Source organism: Hyphomicrobium sp. NDB2Meth4 (genome assembly GCF_900117445.1).
Taxonomy (GTDB): Bacteria; Pseudomonadota; Alphaproteobacteria; order Rhizobiales; family Hyphomicrobiaceae; genus Hyphomicrobium_A.
Genome location: NZ_FPEJ01000005.1, coordinates 171,273 through 192,462 on the forward strand (window position 1 = coordinate 171,273; position 21,190 = coordinate 192,462).

The 21,190-nt window shown below is 60.2% G+C and carries 20 protein-coding genes and 1 pseudogene; 6 read left to right on the forward strand and 15 right to left on the reverse strand.

Annotated features, from left to right (window positions below; all coding sequences use genetic code 11):
- Entirely contained in the window at positions 1-1,191 is a 1,191-nt protein-coding gene (locus NDB2M4_RS09675) for an NADH-quinone oxidoreductase subunit D (protein ID WP_072373924.1), read from the reverse strand.
- 171 nt (positions 1,192-1,362) lie between these two features.
- Here NDB2M4_RS09675 and NDB2M4_RS09680 point away from each other — a divergent pair, with 171 nt between their 5' ends.
- The gene (locus NDB2M4_RS09680; RefSeq protein WP_072373927.1) at positions 1,363-2,604 is read left to right on the forward strand and encodes a DMP19 family protein; all 1,242 of its coding nucleotides are present in this window, start codon (positions 1,363-1,365) and stop codon (positions 2,602-2,604) included.
- A 101-nt stretch (positions 2,605-2,705) separates the two neighbouring features.
- On the opposite strand, the gene NDB2M4_RS09685 is transcribed toward NDB2M4_RS09680, so the two are convergent.
- From NDB2M4_RS09685 to NDB2M4_RS09715, 7 genes are read right to left on the reverse strand one after another with little or no spacing between them, the layout of a single operon-like run.
- Complete coding sequence (locus tag NDB2M4_RS09685; RefSeq protein WP_072373930.1) at positions 2,706-3,161, reverse strand: thioesterase family protein; 456 nt, start codon at positions 3,159-3,161, stop codon at positions 2,706-2,708.
- Entirely contained in the window at positions 3,158-3,586 is a 429-nt protein-coding gene (locus tag NDB2M4_RS09690; protein ID WP_139247180.1) for a DUF6278 family protein, read from the reverse strand. Before NDB2M4_RS09690 ends, NDB2M4_RS09685 begins: the two co-directional genes overlap by 4 nt.
- 4 nt (positions 3,587-3,590) lie before the next feature.
- Positions 3,591-3,971: a hypothetical protein gene (locus NDB2M4_RS09695; protein ID WP_072373935.1), complete on the reverse strand. Its 381-nt coding sequence runs from the start codon at positions 3,969-3,971 to the stop codon at positions 3,591-3,593.
- A 24-nt stretch (positions 3,972-3,995) separates the two neighbouring features.
- Positions 3,996-4,613, reverse strand: coding sequence for an NADH-quinone oxidoreductase subunit C (locus NDB2M4_RS09700; RefSeq protein WP_072373938.1), 618 nt, complete (start codon positions 4,611-4,613; stop codon positions 3,996-3,998).
- Between the two features lie 28 nt (positions 4,614-4,641).
- On the reverse strand, positions 4,642-5,052 hold the full coding sequence (locus NDB2M4_RS09705) for a hypothetical protein (RefSeq protein WP_072373941.1): 411 nt from the start codon (positions 5,050-5,052) through the stop codon (positions 4,642-4,644).
- An 18-nt stretch (positions 5,053-5,070) separates the two neighbouring features.
- A complete protein-coding gene (locus NDB2M4_RS09710) occupies positions 5,071-5,628 on the reverse strand; it encodes a NuoB/complex I 20 kDa subunit family protein (RefSeq protein ID WP_072373943.1) in 558 nt (185 codons plus the stop codon).
- Complete coding sequence (locus tag NDB2M4_RS09715) at positions 5,619-5,984, reverse strand: NADH-quinone oxidoreductase subunit A (protein WP_072373945.1); 366 nt, start codon at positions 5,982-5,984, stop codon at positions 5,619-5,621. The genes NDB2M4_RS09710 and NDB2M4_RS09715 overlap by 10 nt, the downstream gene beginning before the upstream one ends.
- A 568-nt stretch (positions 5,985-6,552) precedes the next feature.
- Here NDB2M4_RS09715 and NDB2M4_RS09720 point away from each other — a divergent pair.
- Positions 6,553-7,908, forward strand: coding sequence for a tyrosine-type recombinase/integrase (locus NDB2M4_RS09720; protein WP_072373947.1), 1,356 nt, complete (start codon positions 6,553-6,555; stop codon positions 7,906-7,908).
- Here NDB2M4_RS09720 and NDB2M4_RS20635 read toward each other — a convergent pair.
- Both NDB2M4_RS20635 and NDB2M4_RS09730 read right to left on the reverse strand, forming a co-directional pair.
- A pseudogene (locus tag NDB2M4_RS20635) lies at positions 7,871-7,948 on the reverse strand (DNA-binding protein); the annotation flags it as partial. The gene NDB2M4_RS09720 and the pseudogene NDB2M4_RS20635 overlap by 38 nt on opposite strands.
- A gap of 50 nt (positions 7,949-7,998) precedes the next feature.
- Positions 7,999-8,202 carry a helix-turn-helix transcriptional regulator gene (locus NDB2M4_RS09730; protein ID WP_072374971.1) on the reverse strand — a complete coding sequence of 68 codons (204 nt, stop codon included), beginning with the start codon at positions 8,200-8,202 and terminating at the stop codon, positions 7,999-8,001.
- 89 nt (positions 8,203-8,291) lie between these two features.
- On the opposite strand from NDB2M4_RS09730, the gene NDB2M4_RS09735 reads away from it, so the two are divergent.
- From NDB2M4_RS09735 to NDB2M4_RS09750, 4 genes are all read left to right on the forward strand, one after another.
- On the forward strand, positions 8,292-8,786 hold the full coding sequence (locus NDB2M4_RS09735) for a hypothetical protein (RefSeq protein WP_072373951.1): 495 nt from the start codon (positions 8,292-8,294) through the stop codon (positions 8,784-8,786).
- 369 nt (positions 8,787-9,155) lie between these two features.
- Positions 9,156-9,632 (forward strand): hypothetical protein, encoded by a 477-nt coding sequence (locus NDB2M4_RS09740; protein WP_139247181.1) that lies wholly within the window; start codon positions 9,156-9,158, stop codon positions 9,630-9,632.
- A gap of 83 nt (positions 9,633-9,715) precedes the next feature.
- The gene (locus tag NDB2M4_RS09745) at positions 9,716-10,765 is read left to right on the forward strand and encodes a transposase (protein WP_083556111.1); all 1,050 of its coding nucleotides are present in this window, start codon (positions 9,716-9,718) and stop codon (positions 10,763-10,765) included.
- A gap of 329 nt (positions 10,766-11,094) precedes the next feature.
- Positions 11,095-12,324 (forward strand): transposase, encoded by a 1,230-nt coding sequence (locus tag NDB2M4_RS09750; protein WP_139247182.1) that lies wholly within the window; start codon positions 11,095-11,097, stop codon positions 12,322-12,324.
- Positions 12,325-13,291: 967 nt separating this feature from the next.
- On the opposite strand, the gene NDB2M4_RS09760 is transcribed toward NDB2M4_RS09750, so the two are convergent.
- The 5 genes from NDB2M4_RS09760 to NDB2M4_RS09780 all read right to left on the reverse strand — a co-directional run bounded on the left by NDB2M4_RS09760 (position 13,292) and on the right by NDB2M4_RS09780 (position 21,179).
- On the reverse strand, positions 13,292-13,561 hold the full coding sequence (locus tag NDB2M4_RS09760; protein ID WP_072373963.1) for a hypothetical protein: 270 nt from the start codon (positions 13,559-13,561) through the stop codon (positions 13,292-13,294).
- Positions 13,562-14,110: 549 nt separating this feature from the next.
- The gene (locus NDB2M4_RS09765) at positions 14,111-15,013 is read right to left on the reverse strand and encodes a tetratricopeptide repeat protein (protein ID WP_072373967.1); all 903 of its coding nucleotides are present in this window, start codon (positions 15,011-15,013) and stop codon (positions 14,111-14,113) included.
- 92 nt (positions 15,014-15,105) lie between these two features.
- Positions 15,106-18,339 carry an efflux RND transporter permease subunit gene (locus NDB2M4_RS09770; RefSeq protein ID WP_072373970.1) on the reverse strand — a complete coding sequence of 1,078 codons (3,234 nt, stop codon included), beginning with the start codon at positions 18,337-18,339 and terminating at the stop codon, positions 15,106-15,108.
- A 12-nt stretch (positions 18,340-18,351) separates the two neighbouring features.
- Positions 18,352-19,815, reverse strand: coding sequence for an efflux RND transporter periplasmic adaptor subunit (locus tag NDB2M4_RS09775; protein ID WP_083556113.1), 1,464 nt, complete (start codon positions 19,813-19,815; stop codon positions 18,352-18,354).
- Positions 19,816-19,823: 8 nt separating this feature from the next.
- A complete protein-coding gene (locus NDB2M4_RS09780) occupies positions 19,824-21,179 on the reverse strand; it encodes a TolC family protein (RefSeq protein WP_072373973.1) in 1,356 nt (451 codons plus the stop codon).
- Positions 21,180-21,190 lie beyond the last annotated feature (11 nt).

Here is a 21,190-nt window from a genome sequence, read left to right on the forward strand (position 1 = left end):
CTACCGGTCAATCTCGCCGAAAACGATGTCCAGCGAGCCGAGGATGGCCGACACGTCCGCCAGCATGTGGCCGCGGTTCATGTAGTCCATAGCCTGCAGGTGCGGGAAGCCGGGCGCGCGGATCTTGCAGCGGTACGGCTTGTTCGACCCATCGGCGACGAGGTAGACGCCGAATTCGCCCTTCGGCGCCTCGACCGCGGCGTAGACCTCGCCTGCGGGCACGTGGAAGCCCTCGGTGTAGAGCTTGAAGTGATGGATCAGCGCTTCCATCGAGCGCTTCATGTCACCACGGCGCGGCGGCACCACCTTCTTGTCGGCGGCCGTCACCGGTCCTTGTCCCTCCGGCGAGCGCAGCTTGTCACAGCACTGCTGCATGATCTTCACCGACTGGCGCATCTCGGCCATGCGCACGAGATAGCGGTCGTAGCAGTCGCCGTTCTTGCCGATCGGGATATCGAAATCGAGTTCTGAGTAGCACTCGTACGGCTGCGCCTTGCGCAAATCCCAGGCCGCGCCCGAACCGCGCACCATCACACCCGAGAAGCCCCAGTCGAAACACTCTTTGAGGCTAACGACGCCGATGTCGACGTTGCGCTGCTTGAAGATGCGGTTGCCCGTCAGCAGCGTCTCGATGTCGTCGAGCACCTTGGGGTGCGTCTCACAGAACTCGGCGATGTCATCGATCAGCTCCGGCGGCAGGTCCTGGTGCACGCCACCGACGCGGAAATACTTCGCGTGCATCCGGCTTCCCGAGGCCCGCTCGTAGAACACCATCAGCTTTTCGCGCTCTTCAAAGCCCCACAGCGGTGGGGTCAGCGCGCCGACGTCCATGGCCTGCGTGGTGACGTTGAGGAGATGCGACAGAAGCCGCCCGATTTCCGAATAGAGCACGCGGATCAGCTGGGCGCGCTTCGGCACTTCCAGGCCCAGGAGCTTCTCTGCCGCCATGCAGAAAGCGTGCTCCTGGTTCATCGGCGCCACGTAGTCGAGGCGGTCGAAGTAGCCGATGGCCTGCAGATACGTCTTGTGCTCGATCAGCTTCTCGGTGCCCCGGTGCAACAGCCCGATATGCGGATCGACCCGCTCAACCACCTCGCCGTCCAATTCCAGCACCAGGCGCAGCACGCCGTGCGCCGCCGGATGCTGCGGGCCGAAGTTGATGTTGAACTGACGGATGTCTGTCTCGGCCATGCGTTTCACTTCCTAAGGCGCCCGCTAACCGTCCGAATAGCTCTAAGGACAGCCCCCCGCAACTGAAAGCGCAACCGCGCGGCAACTTGCTTGGCTTGGGCATACAGATGCGGCCGCGCGCAATCTCAGGTAGATGGGACGGGGCTATTGAGCGAACCCGGGGGGAGAAAGATGGCTTGGTCGTTTTTTGGCAAGCGGGACGAACCACCGTCGGTGCGGAAGATCATCGCCAGCCGCTCGGCCTACGAAAGTCCGGATCCCTCCAAAATCGTTCAGCAGACTGTCGACTTCGTGAACGCCATGCTCCAGCGCGGCGCCTATCTGCGCAGCGAAATCCCGATCAATGCGATGCGCAGCTATCACGTCGACTACTATCTGGCCCAGGTTTCGAATGGCGGGCACGGCCAGTTCGTCGGCAACAGCCGCTGGCAGCCGCTGGTTGTCGAAGACATCTCGGTCGGACTCGACGCCATGGGCGCAAAGCCTTTCGTCGGCATCTTCCGGGATCTGCGCGCATTGATGGATGGCGACCCCGAGCGCGGGAGGGCAATCGGTGCCGCTTTCGGTTTTGGGCCCCCCGATCCGGCCGAGGCCGCGCTCGACAAGCGCTATTTCGCCCAGGACGCCTACAAGACGTTGCTTCCGGCAAATGCTGCGTGGTTGCGGACCTTGCCGGAACTCAAGGTGGTGCCCGACGAGGTCTACCCTACTGAGATTGGGGCCATCTGCAATGCCAATCCCCAGCGCACGGCCCGGCTTGCCGCGCGCCGGCGCCAGTCGATGGCCCAAATCATGGCCGATCCGTTGCGCGTTGCCGCCCGACTACTCAGCGTGAAGGCCAACTGCCTGCCGGTGCTAGCGTTCGGTGGGGGCGATCCATCGGCCATAGCTCCAGATGGCCGCAACACCACTGCGTGGACGATCCAGACGAGGACCGGCCCATTCGAGGTCTTCATCTTCGACGACGTCGCCCTGCTGTGCTCCAAACATCTCGCCGACGGTCGGCAGCTTACGAACGAGGTCATGGCGGAGACGGAACGCTCTATGGCCAACGGAAACAGAACTAGCCTTGCTGCTTTCGCGTCAATGACGCGCAAGGAGGTCGCTCGCATTCCAGCAAGCGAAATCGCCGGCGCAATAGCTGCGGCCAAGCAGATGCCCATTGTCAGGTTCGCCGAGCTGCTATGCGCCAAGCTCGATCAGGACGAGGAGTTGCAAGATGTTTACGCAGCGGTCCTTCACAGATCGGGTCAATGGCTGTGGCTCATGCAGACGAGCAAGCGGGCTGCGCTGTTCGGCTTCAACGCGCAAGATCTCGTACTCACGGATCCGAGGCAAGAAAAGCGCCTCGCAGTGTTGGGCCCAAGCGAAATCCGCAAGGCAATCAAGGAGGATGCCCTAGGCCAAGCTTGACCGTGCCCCCGCAAGGGGGAGGGGGAAGATATGAGGCGTCTGCCGATGTGAGTTGTAGATTAGCATGGTTGAACGCGATCTCGGCCCCTATCCGCTACCTCCTACTCCCGCCGCGCTATCGGCTCAATCGCTGAGACCCGCGCCAGCTTGGCTTTCTCGTTCACCCGCGCGACGAAACGCGCCCACGGCACGATCATGCGCTCGTGCCGCCCCTCGCCGATCATGTCGATCCCGTCGTGCGCCCTGACGTGGAACGCCACGCGCCGCCCGGTGATTCCCGTGCATTCCGCGTCCACTGTGACAGTCTGCCCCGGCACCGTCGCCGCCGAGTGTGACACGTCGATGTGCACGCCCAGGCTCCCCTCGCCCTCATCGAGATGCGGCGCCAGCACCTTGAGGCACGCCCACTCCATCAGCCCCACCATGAAGCCGGTCGCGAACACGGTCGGCATCTCGCGGAATTCCGGCGCCTCCGGATAAAGGTGCGGCACCGTCTTCTCGGCCGGAATACGGAACGAGAACTGCCCCTTGTCGCCAACCTTCAGCGTGTCCTTCACGGCGCCTCCTCACCCGCGGCTTCACCGAGCTTTCCGGTTGCCACGTAGTTTCTGCTTACGTTGTAGAAGCTGAGGATAGACTCGCCAGCATCGAGCCCCTCGGCGATCTGCTTCTCCACCTTATGGAAGGGATAGGCCGCATCGCCATTGGCGAAGAGTACGATGAGCGCGCCGTTCCCGTCCTCCGACCAGTCGGCACCCGGCACTGCCTCGATGATGGCTTCACCCAGATAGCACCCGATCACGCCCACGAGCCCGCGCGCCGTTTCGGGCACCTGGGCGCGCTGGCGCTCGATAAATTCCTCGACGTAGGCGACACTGGCGGCATCGAACCCCAGCGTCCTGCCGCTTGCATGAGCGAGCTCCCGAATGACGAGTTCGGCGTTTGCCCGAATGGTTTCCAGCCGCTCTTCGCTCAACGCCACAGCGTCACTCCGGCAGCCTGAGGCGCACCCACTGCCCGGCATATGCAGCAACCACGAGCGGCACCGCCAGCAGGGCGAACGTGAAAAGTCCCATCGGCCACAAGCCCGCGTTCACTTCTGCGGCAGCGAGACTGAGCAGCACCGCCCACACCGCCTGCGCACCGGCGATCACCAGCCCCCAGCGCCAGGGATGCTCGGGAAAGCCGAGACCGAGCAGAAAAGCGGTGCCGAGCATCAGCGGGTAGCCGATCATCCAGTATTTGGGATCGTCCCACGCCTCGCGCCGCTCACCGAGGAGCCGCACCAGATCCCAGCTCAGCACGCCGCATACGACGGCGATCGATGCCGGAACGATGCCTGAAATGTCGGGACCGGAGCGTGCCACGCCTCACCTCCGCACGAAAGCGCTTCAGGCCCTGCCCGAAGGGCCGGACGCCTTCTCGTCGCCCGGCAGCACGTAGTTGGTGCCTTCCCATGGCGACTCAAAATCGAACGAGCGGAATTCCTGCACCAGCTCGACCGGCTCATAAACGACGCGCTTCTGCGCCTCGTCGTAGCGAACCTCGACGTAGCCGGTGAGCGGAAAGTCCTTGCGCAACGGATGGCCCTGAAAGCCGTAGTCGGTAAGCAGGCGGCGCAGATCCGGATGGCCCGAGAACAGGATGCCATACATGTCGTAGGCCTCGCGCTCGAACCAGTTCGACGCCGGAAACACACCCACGGTCGACGGCACAGGCGTCGTCTCGTCGGTCGTCAGCTTCAGCCGGATGCGCTGATTGAGGCGCGGCGACAGCAAATGATAGACGACGTCGAACCGCTCGGCCCGCGCCGGCCAGTCGACGCCGCAGATGTCGATCAGCACCTCGAACTGGCACTGCGCATCATCCCGCAGCAACGTCAGCACATCGACGATCTTGTCGCGCGCAATATCGAGCGTCAGCTCGCCATGGGCAATGTGCGAGCCCAAAACAGCTGCACCCAGCGCGCCTTTGCAGTGCGTTTCCAGTTGCTGAAGCTTCTCGCTCATCGCTGCATTCGCTTTCTAAGGTCGCCGCTCACGGCTTCTCTGACGTGCGCTTCAAGTCGGAGCATCCGGCCGTCGCTTCAGGGCCGCCCTCGATATAGCAGGCCGCGATGTGATCTGGAGCGAGGATGCGCCCCTGCACCGAAGCTTTGCTGGTGGTCGCGGTCCAGGCGAACGACACGTTGTCGGGAAAGACGATCCCAAAGATATCCTTGTGACCGCCGTCGTAATCGAAGTAGCCGCGGAAGCGCCGATCTGTCTGCTCGGTGATGTGCACGGTCCGCTCGCGCGTCCTCAGCCCAAACCTTTCACCGATTGTGTCGTTCTTGCCCGACCAGGTCCCGACCATGTTCGGGATTTCGTCGGCCGATGCGAGCCCGGCGCTCGCAATGGACACGATCGCGCTCAGGACAGAGGCAAGGGCGAGCTTTGCGCGTTGCATTGCTTCTCCTCCGCGCCTTTAGCGCTCGATCGTACCCGTGCGGCGGATCTTACGCTGCAGCAGCAGCACGCCATAGACCAGGGCTTCCGCAGTCGGCGGGCAGCCCGGCACGTAGATATCGACCGGCACGATGCGATCGCAGCCGCGCACCACTGCGTAGGAATAGTGATAGTAGCCGCCACCGTTGGCGCACGAGCCCATCGAGATCACGTAGCGCGGCTCCGGCATCTGGTCGTAGACCTTGCGCAGGGCCGGAGCCATCTTGTTGGTGAGCGTGCCGGCGACGATCATCACGTCCGACTGGCGCGGCGAGGCGCGCGGGGCGAAACCGAAGCGCTCCAGGTCATAGCGCGGCATCGACGCCTGCATCATCTCCACGGCGCAGCACGCAAGGCCGAACGTCATCCACATCAGCGAGCCCGTGCGCGCCCAGTTGATGAGATCGTCCGTCGTGGTGACGAGGAAGCCCTTGTCGGCGAGCTTGGAGGAAATCTGCGTGAAGCCCTCCTCGCCCGGCTTCACCAGAAAGCCGCCCGAGCCGTCGAGCTCAGCCTTGGTCGGCGTGATCAATCCCATTCCAGGGCTCCCTTGCGCCACTCGTAGATGAAGCCGACGGTCAACACGCCGAGGAAGATCATCATCGCCCAGAATCCGTAAAGGCCGATGTCGCCGAACGCGACCGCCCACGGGAACAGGAACGCGACCTCGAGGTCGAAGATGATGAAGAGGATGGCGACGAGGTAGAACCGCACGTCGAACTTCATGCGCGCATCATCGAATGCGTTGAAGCCGCATTCGTACGCGGACACCTTTTCGGGGTCCGGGTTGTTGACGGCGATCATGAATGGCACCGCCATGAGAGCCACGGCGATGAAGAGCGCAATGCCGATGAACACGGCGATCGGCAGGTAATCGTAGAAGAGCTGGTCCATGCGAGCTTGCCTGGGGCGTGCCTGGGATCGGTTAGGCTGGCGTGTCGTTTTAGACTGAGAGGCCGCGATACGGCCAGCCGCTACCGCGCAGTCCGCTGCGCTGCAATAACGACTATTTGTGTGTTAACGCACCCGCCTCGCCCGCGCAACCCGCGCGCGCCGGCAGCGGATCACATGATCCGCCGCTATATGCCGCTCTGGGTCAGTTCCAGGTGTGGAGCAAACGGCGCCAGCATTGGACGCACAGCACCGTGCGCAGGCGCAGCGGCCAGAAGGGCGCGCTGCCGCAGGTGGGCTGAAGGCCGATTTGGATAAAGAAGGATTAGTGGCGCGAGAGACGGGACTTGAACCCGCGGCCTCCGGCGTGACAGGACAGAGGCCCAAATCACCCTTAGATACCCTTAGCTACCCTTTACCTCGATATTTCCTCTGCTTACCCGAAAACACCCCCCGACATAACCACCCTATTCCCCATTCATAACCACCTCCGTTTCCCGCCGCGTGCTGACCTATTGCTGACCCGTTTCAAATGCCCCCTTATGACCCAACCTCAAACCGGGAGCAGCACATGGCAGACAACTTTACCCAACGCACCATCGAAGCCCTTCAAGCCGATCCCAACAAAGATACCTTTCTCTGGAGCTCCGATCCCCCGGGGTTTGGTATCCGCGTCAAACGGTCTTCCGGCCTCAAGTCCTTCATCGTCCAGTACCGCAACAAATATAACCAGTCCAAACGCCTTACGATAGGCCGCTACGGCATCCTCACCCTCAAGGACGCCCGCGACCTCGCCAAGGCCGCCCTCGCCAAGGTCGCCGCTGGCCTCGATCCCGTCGAAACCGTCAAAAAAGATAAAGCCGCGCTCACCGTGCGCGACATGTGCGACCTCTATTTCGACCACGCCGAGCAGGGCATACTCCTCACCAGAAACGGAACACCCAAGAAGCACGCAACCCTCTCCGCCGACAAAGGCCGCATCGAACGGCACATAAAACCCCTCATCGGTTCCATCCCTCTACCTGAGCTGTCCTTCGCCGATGTCCAGCGCATGCACCACGGCATCGTCACCGGCAAAACCGCCCTCGAGGAAACCCGTCCCGGTGTCCATATACGCGTAACCGGCGGAGCCGGAGCCGCCGCCAAGACCGTCAAGCTCCTCAGCGCCATCTGCAATTACGCCCAGCAGCACCGCCTCCTAACCCAGAACCCGTGCACCAACATCAAGGTCAAGCCCGACGGAAAACGCACCCGACACCTCACCCCCGCCGAATACAAGTCACTCCGTCTCGCTATCACCAACACCGCCGTCAATGGCTCTTTTCCTATGCACGCCCGCGCCATCATCGCCCTGGCCCTCACCGGGTGCCGGAAAACCGAACTCCTGTCCCTCCATGAAAACGACGTCCGCGCCGACTGCCTCCGCCTCCGGGAAACCAAAACATCCAAACCCGGGCAACCCGAATACCGCCCCTGCGGCGACACGGCGCTCGCCTACCTCAATTCCCTAAAAACAGGAAAAACGGATTGGCTCTTTCCTTCCCCCACCAAAGACGGCCCCACGGTCAATGTGCGCAAATTCATGGCCGGACTCTGCCAGGCCGCAGACATCGAAGGCGTATCCAGCCACACCCTACGGCATAGCTACGCGACCGTAGCCAACGAACTCGGCTACAGCGAATACATCATCGCAGGCCTCCTCGGACACAGCCGCACATCGGTCACCGCCACATACGCCCACCAAGTGGATCATGTCCTCAAATCAGCGGCCGACCGCGTCTCAGCCGAAATAGCCGAGCGCATGGGTCTCAACATCATTCTTCCCGAGTCTTCTCCTCAAGCCAGCCCGCCACATCCTCGGCCGCATACAGCACCTTCGCCTTTCCCCCACGGCCAAAACGAAAATAGCGCGGACCTTCACCCTTGAGCCGCAAAACCTCCATCGCGCGCGGAGATGCCCTCAGCATCTCCGCCACCTCGGCACTCGTCAGAAATTTCGGAAACCGTCCCCCCTCACTCAAACCTTGAACTGCTCCGCCCAAGCGAGAACATCCTCCAGCTTATAAATCACCTTAGCCTTGCCCCCCGAACCAAACCGTAGGTACGGCGGCCCGCGCCCTTCCAGACGCATCTTCTCCAAAGACCGCGGCTTATACTTCAGCATCTCAGCTACCTCCGCAGTGCTCAGGAACACCGGGTAATTCTTTTCACCCTCATCCATCCCTTTGAACCGCCCCACGCTCACCAAAAATCACTTCACCACCCGACCCACCCACTGCTATCCTTCACTCAGCAGCTTTCAGGACCAACATGAACCCCACCGCACAACTCACGGCCGCCGAACGGGAATTGAACGCGGCCCTTGCCACCTTCAATATCGCGCGGCTTAGCCTCAACACAACACTTTCGGGCGTCGGCGCGCGGGAAGGGGCCTCCGACCGGCTCATCAGTCACACCGAGGAATACGGTGTCGACCACACCCTTTCCCAGCTGCGGAAGAACCCCTCCACCTTCGACCTCTCCGGTCCCATCCCCGAAGGCGCCCTGGCGCAACTGAAGAACCACCTTACCCGCGCCCGCGATGCCAACGAAGGCGTCGACCTTGCCATGGCCAAGCGCGAGAAGCTGGCAACCGCCGCCGATCCTTCGCGGCCCAAAGCCTTGATGGTCTTCGGCAGGCAGGTGTTCTTCGACCCCGACGCCGGCACCGCCCATGACCGGGACACCGGCACCGTCAGCCCCGCCACCTTCGAAAACGTCCAAACCAAGGAACCCGACCGCAAGCGCGACCGCGACCGCAACTGACCCCCCATGCAAACGGGGAGGCCAAAGCCTCCCCGCGCGGAACTCTATTTTCTGCCTACCCCTGAACTCCCATCCGACAATCCCCACACGGGCCACTTGCCCCGCAGATTCCCTTGTGAGATACGCGCTCCAACCACATCACGGAGGCGCGCATGAACAAATACATCAAACCAGAGCGCATCAGCCTCAAACTCCACCCCGACCGGCTTTGCACAATAAGCTCAAGTTCGCACAAAAACCCTAGCATCTGCACAAAAACTCCCCTCACCCAGCCGCACAACCGCAAACCGACGGGTCACACTTTTTCCTGGAACAATTCCCGGTTCATATCGTTGCAACCCCGTGATGTCGCATTTCATGGAGGGTTCCATGCAACCGTTTGTCCAGATATCGCACGAGGAGCTGACTCAGCTGAGGGAGAGATTGAAAGCTCTCGAGGAGGAGCGGTCAATTCTGCTTGGCTCGATACGCTTCATCGAAGAGAGATTCGCAGCCCCCCATGATTTGAGCCAGCGCGAGCCGAACATCGCGGCCCCGAGCACGTCGGCTCAGCCTGATGATGTCGCTGATCTGGAGGATCTACCTCCTGAAGCTCTGGAGACGCTAGGATTGTCCGAAGCTGTTCTCGAGATTGCTCGTAAGTATAGGCGTCCGATGAAGGCCAAGGGATACATGGCCTGCTTACCCAAGGTCGGCTTCAATCGAGAGGTCGAATACCAGAACGTCTACAATGCGCTTGTTCGGATGAGCAAAAAGAAGCGCCTTACCAGAACAGCAGACGCGAAATTCTCTCTTCCCGATGACGGAAAATCATCCTGGAATGGATCCGCACAATTGCGGCGGTAAGATTCAAACGCCTCTTCTGGGTTCAAACCAAGCCGCACACGGTCGCACCACCATTCGTGCTGCTAGTAAAGGAGCGTCATCCAATGCCGTCAAAAAAAGGCCGCCCATCTCAAAAACTGCCTCCCGAGGATCACGACCATTCAAAACCGCCACGCCGCGTCCGAACCTCTTGCCCGCCAAGAGCGTCTGGGCGCCTACGCAAAACCTATCGACAGAATTGGCCTGCTTACAACGCCGCTCAGACATATGAAAAAGCACAATTTCAATCGTTGCTGTCAAAACTTACGGAAGGTTTGGAGCACCCGAAACAACGCGTGAATGGGCGCCCGCGCATCCCTTTTAAGGTGGCGATGTTCTGCGCGGCCTACAAAGTGTATTCTACCTTTTCCGCGCGGCGGTTCATGACTGATCTCCGGGAGGCGCATAAGAGTGGTTTGATAACGGTGCTACCACATTTCAATACAGTACTTAACTTACTCGAAGACGCGACGATTACCCCCGTTCTAAAAGAGCTTGTAGTCATAAGCAGCTTGCCTCTGCGGGGCATAGAAACCTGCTTCGCCATCGATTCTTCCGGATTCACTGCGCCGCTCTACATTGATGACGATGCGGACAATGCAAGCGCCGATCGCAGGCAACATGGTTGGGTCAAGGCCCATGTTATGTGCGGGGTGAAGACCCACATTATAACCGCCGTAGACATTCGGGGGCCATACTCTGCCGACACAAACTCTTTCCCATGCCTTCTAAAGAAAACCTCAGAATCGTTTTGTGTAAGGGAGGTCAGCGCCGACAAAGCGTACTTTAGTCGCGCGAATTTCGTCTTAGCAGAAAAAATCAAAGCCCGTCCTTATATTCCATTCAAGAGCAACGCCACGGGGTTGGGACCTCCGCAAATGGAAAAAATGTATCATCATTTTCAATTGAGGCGAGATGATTTCATGCGGCATTACCATAAGAGAAGCAATGTCGAAACCGTATTCTCCACATTGAAGCGAAAGTATGGGGCATTCCTTCGCAGCAAAAGCGAACACGCCATGGTCAATGAGGTTCTTCTACGGGCTGTCTGTCACAACCTATGCGTCCTTATTCAAGAGGCGCAAGAATTAGGGATCAAACCAGAACTCGAGTAGGCTAATGCGTGTATCCTGACAGAAGCGGCGACCCAGCCACCCTCGGGGCTATGTTTTTTCGTCTGAGGCTCTACGCTTCGGCTCGCTTTCCTTGCTGACTTGCCTTGGGCGGTCCCAGTAGGGTGACTTACAGCGCGGGCAGACCTTTGGGTCACGCGCCTTTTCTCTTGGCAGCCATTCGTGCCCGCATCGCTCGCAGCGATAGCCCCATAGCTGAACCTTCTCCACCATGCGGCGCTGTATATTCCTTCCGGGAATATACTTCAAGGTCATTGACGGCGACAACCTACTAGGGATATATACCTATTAGGTATACCCAGGGCGTCGCCGTGCCTCAGACCTTGTCGCCGCGAGAAATTGCAGGACTGCAAATAGCCGCCATGGCACGGCTGAGGCGCCGCGGCGAATTTTGGCTGGTGCCATCGCATGGACAGGGGCGTGGTGGAAGCCCTCATAAAGTAAGACCCCACCCAACAACCCCTCACTGCTCTTGCCCTGACCACACACTACACGGCGGAAAATGCAAACACATCTATGCTGTCGAATACGCGCGCCAACGAGAGAACGCCGTAGCAAACGACCCGCATGATGAAGCTGAAATTCCAGTCGCACCACCGCCTCGAAAAACCTATCCGCAGGCCTGGAAGGCCTACAACGCAGCGCAGACGCAAGAAAAGGCGATTTTCCAACACCTGCTTAAAGAACTCGTGCGCGACGTCGGTCTTGAAACCTCTGAGGCCTCTAATGGACGTCCGCGGTTTCCGCTCGAGGACGCCCTGTTTTGCGCATGCTTCAAGGTGTATGCGACCTTCTCAGCCCGCCGCTTCATGACCGACCTGAGGGACGCGCATGGAAAGGGCTATATTTCGTCGGTTCCGCACTTCAACACGATCCTCAACTACCTTGGCGCTGAGGCAACCACGTCCATTCTGATGGATCTTGTCGCGCGCAGCAGCAAGCCGCTGTCGGGGATCGAAACGGACTTCGCTGTCGACTCAACCGGGTTCTCTTCATCGCGGTTCGATCGCTGGTTTGATCATAGGCAGAAGAAGCTTCGTCAGGAGCACTCATGGGTGAAGGCGCACGCCGTTTGTGGCGTCAAAACGAACGTGGTGACCGCGGTTGTCATCGGTGAGAAAAATGCACCTGACGGCCGCCAGCTTCCGCAATTGCTGGCTAAAACCGCTGAGCATTTCACAATGCGTGAGGTGTCCGCGGACAAGGCGTACTCATCGTTCGCGAACCTTGATCATGTCGACCGTTATGGCGCGACTCCCTTCATCGCATTCAGGCGCCATGTCAGTGGGCGTGGACCAAAGGTGTGGGAAAAAATGTTCCTCATGTTTCAGCTGGAGAGAGAAGCGTTCTTTGCGCACTATCACAAGCGCAGCAATATCGAAGCCTGTTTCTCCATGATCAAGAGAAAGTTCGGAGACAGCGTTCGAAGCCGACTACAGGTTTCCATGAAAAATGAAGTGCTCTGTAAGATTATCTGCCACAATATCTGCGTGTTGATCCAGGAAGCGCATGAGCTTGGTATCGAACTAAAGTACGAATGACATAGCTGCGGGCCGTGCCGGCAGAGCTTCCGTGGGCAACTCCAATGCGGTTGTTTGCGCTCGCAATTGGAGTATTTGTCGCCCGCCACGGGGTTCACCTGCAGCAACGTTCGCCTATCTCGGCCCTCGGCGGTTCGTGCAGCAATTGCTGTCGCACCAAGTCGAGTCAGATTTTAGTCGCCCGGCTTTGCAGATATCCGCGTACCTACGTGGCGACCGCGGATTAGCCAGGTTCGGCCAGCCAATATCTGACACGGGGAGCCGCAGCTGGGCAGCACGGCCTGTGGCCCTCGTGACGCAAACACTCTTTGAACCGATCAGCGAGCTTATCTGTGTCCAGCACCTCGCCCAAGCTCTCAGCAAACGAAGGCCAATGCGTCATGGAATCGGGTGGGGGCTGTTGGCCCTCTGCATCCCCGACGTATGACAAGCGGGCGATTATCAGCGGCAGGCGGCCTCTATGCGACCGCCTGCAGAAAACCATCTATGGCGAACTAATGCTGTCCGTGTCCGTGTCCATGGCGGTGGCCATGCCGATGCCTAAAGCCACGAAAGTGGTGGCGGTGGTGTCGAATGAAAAAGGGGATGTAATGCCGGTGACGGCTGTGAAGGCGCCGATGGACTTGTTGGAGCATGCCGTTCTCCAGCCCGACGGTACGCACAGCGGGGATCGGTGCGGCGTGAACGGATGTCGCCATCACTCCCAGTACGCAGACTAAGCCGCAAACCTTGATTGCGCTCAACATGATTTCCTCCTGACAACGCAACTTGGCCGCAAGCGAGCGATGCGTCGCTGAACGCTTGCAGCCAAGTTTCATATTGCACACCAAGCTGAAACCAGCCTGAACGGGCATTGAGGAACGGAGGATCGTCGCGAATGTCAGTGGGTGCGGGCGTCAGGAGGATCTGAATACTAGGCGGCCCGCGCATCGCCGATTTCGCGTCGACGGAACCTATGCTTCAGCGCTTAATGGCCGTGAGCGTCCTTGATGCCCAGCAGCTTTTGAGCTTCTTTGAGCGCCGCTTCGCATTCCTCATTCTTCTTCGCCGTATGCATCTCCTCAGCAGTGGCTCGCGCGGCCTTCACTTTGGCCATGTCGCCATCGCTCAGCTTCGCCGTTGCCATCGCCTTATCCACGGCGGCCATGTCTGCATCGCAATGATCGCCTGCTGCCATGGCAGGAATTGCGAGGCCGATTGCTGCCGCCGCAGCCAAGGTCAAGGTCAAGTTCTTCATAGTTGTCTCCTCTCAATTTGAGCCGAGCTTCCTGTGAGCTCGGCTCGTTGGTCAACTCTCTGTGTTAGTTTTTGTCCGAACGCTTGGCCTACCAGTTTCGGCCGTGACCATGGCCCCGGCGCGCGAACTTCAACCAGGGATTCCGAGCCCAGCGGTTGCGGACATGCCCGCGGCGTTCACGGTCCACGTGCCGCGAGTAGCCCCGGTCGTGATCGCGGGAGCTGTAACCACTGCGGTTGTGGTCTCCAGCCTGGGCTGCCGACGCAGCGATGCCTAGGGCGCCGCATCCTGTCAGAACGGCAAGCGCAAAAAGCGAGGGAGTGCGAAGCATGGGAATTCTCCTCTTCGACAATATATTTGTTTAGTCGCCGAGTTATTCGGCCATTCCCTTTTTAATAGGCTGCGAATGTCCCTCACGTGAACTGCCCGTTCACCGTCAATTCATTGACCTGATGAGGGGCTGAATAAAATAGAAATGCGCGTGTTTTGCGGCGCCAAACTGAAATGAATCTGAATAACGAAGGCGAATTGCGATTTTATCCGGACAACTTACTCGACGAGGCCAAAATGCGCATTGTGGTCACGACCGCCGGGCTTGTAGTCCGGGCGCAGGCGACTAAGCTCCTGCCGCGCAGCGGTGGCGTCGCCTGCTTGCTCGTAGAGCAGAGCTCGGTCTGCGCGCGCATGGTCATCTTCGGGCGCGAGTTCGAGGGCCCGGTTCAAGTCAATGAGCGCCTGACCATCTTGACCTCTCTTGAGAAAGAGATGCGCGCGACGATGATGCGCCTCCGCAAATGCCCCGCCGGCTTGAACGGACGCATTCATGTCAGATATCGCGGCGTCGAGCTGACCGGTTTTCTCGTAGGCGCGCGACCGATGGAAGTACGTCATGGCATGAGACGGGTTATGAGACAGCGCGCGTGTGAAGCTTATAATTGCGTCGGCGAATAGCCCCTGTGCCATCAGGGTCCGGCCCAAATTATCGAACACGACACCCCCGCCGATGCCGGGGTCGAGCAGGGCCGCAGTCTTGAAATCCTCTGTTGCGCTAGCCCAGAGATGTACCCGGGCGTTGATCAGCCCACGATTGTAGTAGGCAACCGCCAGCGTGGGATCGATGGCAATCGCGTAGTCCGAGTCGCCTACCGCACCTAAAATATCCCCCCGCGCAGCCCGGATCAGGGCACGCGCTGCACAGGCGAGCGCATTGCCGGGATCGATGCGGATTGACTTCGTTAGGAGCGTGAAAGCTCGGCGGAGGTCGCCGCCTCGACTTTGCGCGATTGCAAGGCTGTAGATGCGCTTACTCAGCGCGCGGTTCCTGGCGCGAGTAGGCGCTTCGGTAGGGTTGGCGCGTGTCGATATTGGAAAGAGCGAGTCTGCCAGCGAAAGCTGGGGAGCCACTACACAGACCGTGGCAACGATCGCGATTGCCAGCGCTTGCGCAAACATCGCTTTCCTCCCCTTGCGGCACACTGCGCAGTCTTATGTGGCCCAATACCCTCCGCACTGCATTGGACGAGCGATGAGCATTGCGTGCAGCATCATTCGGCGGCGAGGCCCGCGGCCGCGGGATCAACGGGACGCGGCTGGGCCAAAATGTAGCGCTTATAGAGCGCGGGAAGCACGATCAGTGTTAGCAGCGTTGCGGTGATCAAGCCGCCGATGACCACAGTGGCGAGGGGCTTTTGAACCTCCGCTCCCGTGCCGGTCGCCAGCGCCATCGGCACAAAGCCGAGTGAGGCGACGAGCGCGGTCATGAGCACCGGCCGAAGACGCGTCATCGCCCCTTCGTAGATGGCATCTTCCCCCGGCTTCCCTTGTTCTCGTAGCTGGTTGATGTAGGTCACCATCACAAGACCATTGAGGACCGCGATACCGGACAGGGCAATGAACCCGACGGCTGCCGAGATCGAGAATGGCATGCCGCTGAGGTAGAGCGTGAAGATGCCGCCCGAAACCGCCAGCGGTACGCCGGAAAAAACGAGCAAGGCTTCGCGCACACTACCGAGAGCGGTGAACAGCATGAGAAAGATGACGAAGAAGCAGACAGGTACGACGATGAGCAGGCGGCTTTGAGCTGTCTGCAGGTTTTCGAACTGACCACCCCAGGTGATCCAATTACCGGGCGGGATCTTGACCTGGGCGTCGATCTTCTGTTGGGCCTCCTGAACGAAGGAGCCGATGTCGCGGCCGCGCACGTTCGCCTGCACGACAACGCGGCGTTTGCCATTCTCGCGGCTGATCTGGTTGGGGCCTTCCTCGATGTTGAATGTGGCCAGTGTCTTAAGTGGCACGAAATTCGGGCGGCCGGGCCCCGCTGTGGGAATAGCGACCGGGAGATTCTGCAGTGTGTCGAGGTCATCGCGCAGACGATCGGGAAGGCGGACAAGGATGTCGAAACGCCGGTCGCCTTCAAACACAAGTCCCGTCTCGCGTCCGCCGACCGCGATGGAAACCACGTCAAGCACATCGCCGACATTGAGTCCGTACCGCGCGATTGCTGCTTTATCGAGTTTCACGTTGAGCATTGGCAGGCCCGTGGTCTGCTCGACTTTTACATCGGCCGCTCCCGGCACGGAGCGCAGCACCGAGGCGATCTTATTTGCGGTTTCTCCCAGCTCCTCGAATTTGTCGCCAAACACCTTCACTGCCACATCGCTGCGCACGCCGGCGATGAGTTCGTTGAAACGCATCTGGATGGGCTGCGTATATTCGTAGTTGTTGCCCGGCAACTGGCCGACCGCCTTGGCGATCCTTTCGATCAGTTCGGCTTTGCTTTCTCCCGGATTGGGCCACTCGTCCTGCGGCTTCAACATGATGAATGTGTCGGATACGTGCGGCGGCATGGGATCGGCGGCCATCTCGGCCGTTCCCGTCTTGGAGAAGACGAACGCAACTTCGGGAAATTTGCTGACGGCGGATTCCACCTTCAACTGCATGTCGAGCGATTGCGTCAAGGAGGTGGAAGGAATGCGCATGGCGTGCATCGCCAGATTCTTCTCGTCCAGTGTCGGAATGAACTCCTGACCGAGGCGCGTGAACAGAAATAGCGACACGGCAAAGAAGCCGAGAGCAACGATGATTACGAAGCCTGTGTCCTCGAGCCCGGCCCGCAGCATCGGGGCATAGCGCGCCTTGGCGAAGCGGATAAAAAAGTTGTCCTTCTCCTCGACTTTGCCTGACACGAAGATTGCGATCATCGCCGGCACGAACGTCAGAGACAGGACGAATGCGCAGACCAGGGCGATGATGACGGTCAGGCCCATAGGCTCAAACATCTTGCCTTCGACGCCGGTGAAAGTCAGCAATGGGAAATATACGGTGATGATAATGATCTGGCCGAACACCGATGGCTGGATCATCTCCTTGCTCGCAGTCATTACCTCCTGCATGCGCTCATCGAGCGTAAGGAGCCGACCTTCGTGATGCTGGCGCTCGGCGAGCCTCCGTATCGCGTTCTCGGTGATGATGACGGCGCCGTCGACGATAAGTCCGAAATCGAGCGCTCCCAGGCTCATGAGATTGGCCGACGTGCCGGTCTGGAGCATGCCAATTACGGTCATCAGCATCGTTATGGGAATGACGAGCGCGGTGATCAGCGCGGCGCGCAGATTGCCGAGCATGAGGAACAGCACGACGATGACGAGCAAGGCGCCTTCGGCAAGGTTCTTGGAAACGGTCTTGATCGTCGCGTCGACCAGCAAGGTCCGGTTCAGCACAGTCTGGATGGCAATATCGGGCGGTAGCGACTTGCTGATCTCCTTGATCTTCTCGTCCACGAGGCCGGACACGATGCGGCTGTTGCCGCCCTTCAGCATCATCGCAGTGCCGACGACGACCTCGCTGCCGTTTTCGCTCGCCCCGCCTGTCCGCAGTTCGCGACCCAGGCCTACCTCGGCGACATCCTTGAGGAAGACCGGCACGCCGTTTTTGTTGGCGATGATAACGTTGCCGATGTCCGTCGTGGTCTCGAGGCGTCCGTCAGCGCGGACGACGTAGGATTCACCGCGCTGCTCGATGTAGCCTGCACCGACGCTGGTATTGTTGCGCTCGAGGGCTGCCACAACGTCAGCAAAAGAGAGCCCAAGCGAGAGAAGTTTGTCAGGATCAGGCTGCACTTGGTACTGCTGCTTGAACCCCCCGATTGCATCGACCTCGGCGACCCCTGGAATGCCCTTCAATTGCGGACGGATGATCCAGTCCTGGACCGTGCGCAGGTACATGGCACGCTCAAATTCCTTGGTCAGCCTCTGTCCCTCTGGCGTGAGATAGCTGCCATCTGTTTGCCAGCCCGGTTGCCCGTCTTTTACGTCTGCCCCTTTGCCCTGCGGGTTCTTGTAATGGACCGTCCACATGTAGATTTCTCCGAGGCCCGTCGACACCGCTCCCATATGAGGTTCAGCACCCGGAGGAAGGTTCGCTTTGGCCTGCGACAGGCGTTCCGTCACCTGCGTGCGCGCGAAGTAGATGTCGACGTTATCCTCGAAGACGGCGGTCACCTGCGAGAAGCCGTTGCGCGAGAGCGACCGCGTGTAGGAGAGGCCAGGAATACCCGCGAGCGCCGTTTCAATCGGATAGGTGACGTTCTTCTCGATCTCGAATGGCGATAGTCCGTTGGCCTCGGTATTGATCTGCACCTGATTGTTGGTGATGTCGGGGACGGCATCGATGGGCAGCTGGGTAAGCGACTTCATGCCGAAGGCGGCAATGGCCGCGACAGCGAGAACGACCAGGAATCGCTGCTGGATCGAGAAGCTGAGGATGCGCTCTATCACTGGGACTGACCTTTAGTGCTCGTGCTCGGCTTCGGATTTTCCGAGCTCGGCCTTGAGGGTGAACGTGTTCTGCGTAGCAACGCTCTCTCCGGGTTTCAGACCCGAGACGATCTCAACATTCTGGCGGTCTTCACGCCCGAGCGTGACGGGACGCGCCCGGAAGCCGCCATTGACGGCTACAAACACCGACTTCTGACCATTGATCGTCTGGATGGCGTCCCGTGGCACGGCCACGGCAGCCTTTTGCTGGCCGGCAATGAGCTGCGCACGCACGTAGTCGCCGAGCTGCCAGCTGCCCTCGGCATTATCGATCTCGGCTATCGCCTTCGCCGCGCGGGTCTCTGGATCGATCACCGGGCTGAGCGCAATAATCTTCCCGCGCGCGGTGCGGTCGTCCCCGGTGACGATGACCTCCTGCCCCTCTTTGGCGAACGGTAGGTCGGCCGGCTGCACTGCGAGTTCGACCCACACCGTCGAAAGGTCCGCGATGTTGAAGATCTCTTGCTCGGTGCCAACCATTTCGCCGAGGATCAGGCTGCGCGCAGTCACCTTCCCGGCGATGGGTGACCGGATCTGGTAGGTTCGAAAGGACTGCTCCTCGCCTTTCCGGTTCGTGACGTCATCTATATCGCTTTCGTCCAGGCCCATGGTGTGGAGCTTCTGGTGGGCCAGCTCCAGTTGAATTTTCGACGTCTCGAAAGCATTCTTGGCGTTGAGGTATTCCTGCTCGGCCGTCACTTTCTGCTTCCACAGGCGCTCCTCGCGCTCGAACACGGACTTGGCCAGCTCCTCGGCGCGCCACGCTTCAAGGTATTGCGATTTGCCATCGGCCATCTCGCGGCTTTCGAGGGTGGCCAGCAGGTCGCCTTTGACAACCGGTTCCCCGAGGCGCTTGTCGATGGTCGCAACCGTCCCCGCCAGCTTTGGCACGATCTTGGCCTGACGGTCAGCGTTGAGCGTAACGCGTCCGGGCACGGATATTTCCTTCACGAGCGTTGCGGGCTCCACAGGCGCCGTCTCTATTCCCGCAGCGGCAATCTGCTCGGGGGTCAATTTGACAAGCCCTTCGCTTTCCTCTCCCGCTCCGTGCTGGTGTCCCTCTTCGGCTCCGTGTGCATGCCCTTCCGGCTCCGTTGCGGCGTGCTCGTGACCGTCAGGCTCCGTTTCGTGCCCGTCGCCGGGGGCGCCGTGCTTGTGTCCATCGCCCTCGGTGTCGCCGTGCTTGTGGTTCGTCTCCACGTTCGTTTCTGTCGAAGTTGAGCCAAGACCGATGGACTCGCTCAGCGCCGAAAATAGCCCGGCCTCGCACACGCGCGTGCCAAAGCCCTCTTCGGCGGCCGCGTGGCCTTGGCCATGCGCGTGCCCCTCCTCCGCCGACGCGGCAGGTCCACACGACTTGGAAATTTCACGCGCTCCAATTAGTGCAGCGAGTACAACGAGCGCCAGTCCGGCAATTAGCTTGGTCTTTCGGGTCATCTTTGTACTCACTTGAGGCCGTTTAGCTCGCGGCCGATCAGGGCTTCGACCTGCACGCGCGCCTTTTCATAATCCGCGCGGGCGTTGACCAGCTCGCGGCGGGCTTCGAAGAGGGTTCGCTGCGTATCGAGGACGTTCAAAAGATCGAACTTGCCTTCTTCGTACCCGGTGCGGGTCCGATCGAACGCCGATTGCGCGGCGGGGAGCACTTGGCTCTCGATAGCATTGGCCTGGGCATTCGCGGCCGCAACCGCGCCGAGGGCACCGATAAGCGTACCCCTCATCTGGGCCCTGGCAGCCTGCGCATCGAACTCTGCTCGGGCGATGCGATGCTGGGCCGCGGCGATAGCGCCTTCGTTGCGGTCGAACAGGGGAAGCGGCAATGAAACGCCGGCGATCATGCCGGTCGAGCTATCGGTTTCGAATCGCCTGAGTCCCGCACCGATGGTGACGTTGGGAACGGCTTTCGACCGCTCCACCTCGAGCACGGCATAGCGATGCCCGACGGTATCGCCCCAGCGGGCGATATTCGGATTGGCGTCGAGGAAAGCCTGTACTTCTTCAAACGAGGGCGCGCTGCGGTCACGACCAAGGCGGCCAGCGGCTCGCGTGTACGTTGCCCCGCTAGCGCCCCAGAGCGCCGAAAGCCGATCGCGTGCCGATTTTAGACGCGCTTCTTCGGCGCCGAGTGAAGCCTGGGCGCTGGCCACGGCAACTTTGCTGCGATCGAGTTCGATCGGGCTTGCGCGGCCGCCTTTCACACGTGCATCGACAGCGGAGCGCGTTTTTTGCGACACGCCGACAAAGTCGCGAAGGATGGCCACCTTTTCTTGCGAGGCGATCACATCGACGAAAAGTTGGGCCGCGTCGGTGGCGGCCTGCAAGCGGGCGACTTCGAAATCCCAGCCTGCGATCGACGCCTCGAGATTAGCCGCGTTGAGCCGCGCCATGCGCTTGCCCCCGAGTTCGAAGGTTTGCGACAGCTGCAGGCTTTCACTTGAATCTTCTGCGGCAATCCCGCCCGAATTCGGCAGGTTCTCGACGCCAGCCGCCAGTTCGGGGTTCAGTCGTCTGGACGCTTGGAACGCATCCCCGTGTCGAGCATCGATTTCAGATGCCGCGGCCTTCACCGACGGGCTGTAGGCAACGGCAAGATTGACCGCTTCGCCGAACGTCAGTGTGCCCGATGGCGCATACGCTTCTCTCGTCTCCGGTTGCGGAGCGGAGGCCTGCCAGCCGTAAGTTGCTCCGGACGCGCCCGGCTCGGGGACGACGACCGTCTCCGTAACCCCTCCACACCCGGCGAGACTTAACGTCAGTGCTATAACGCTTACGCGGCTACTGGCGCGGTATTGGCCCGCCATGCTGCCTCCCT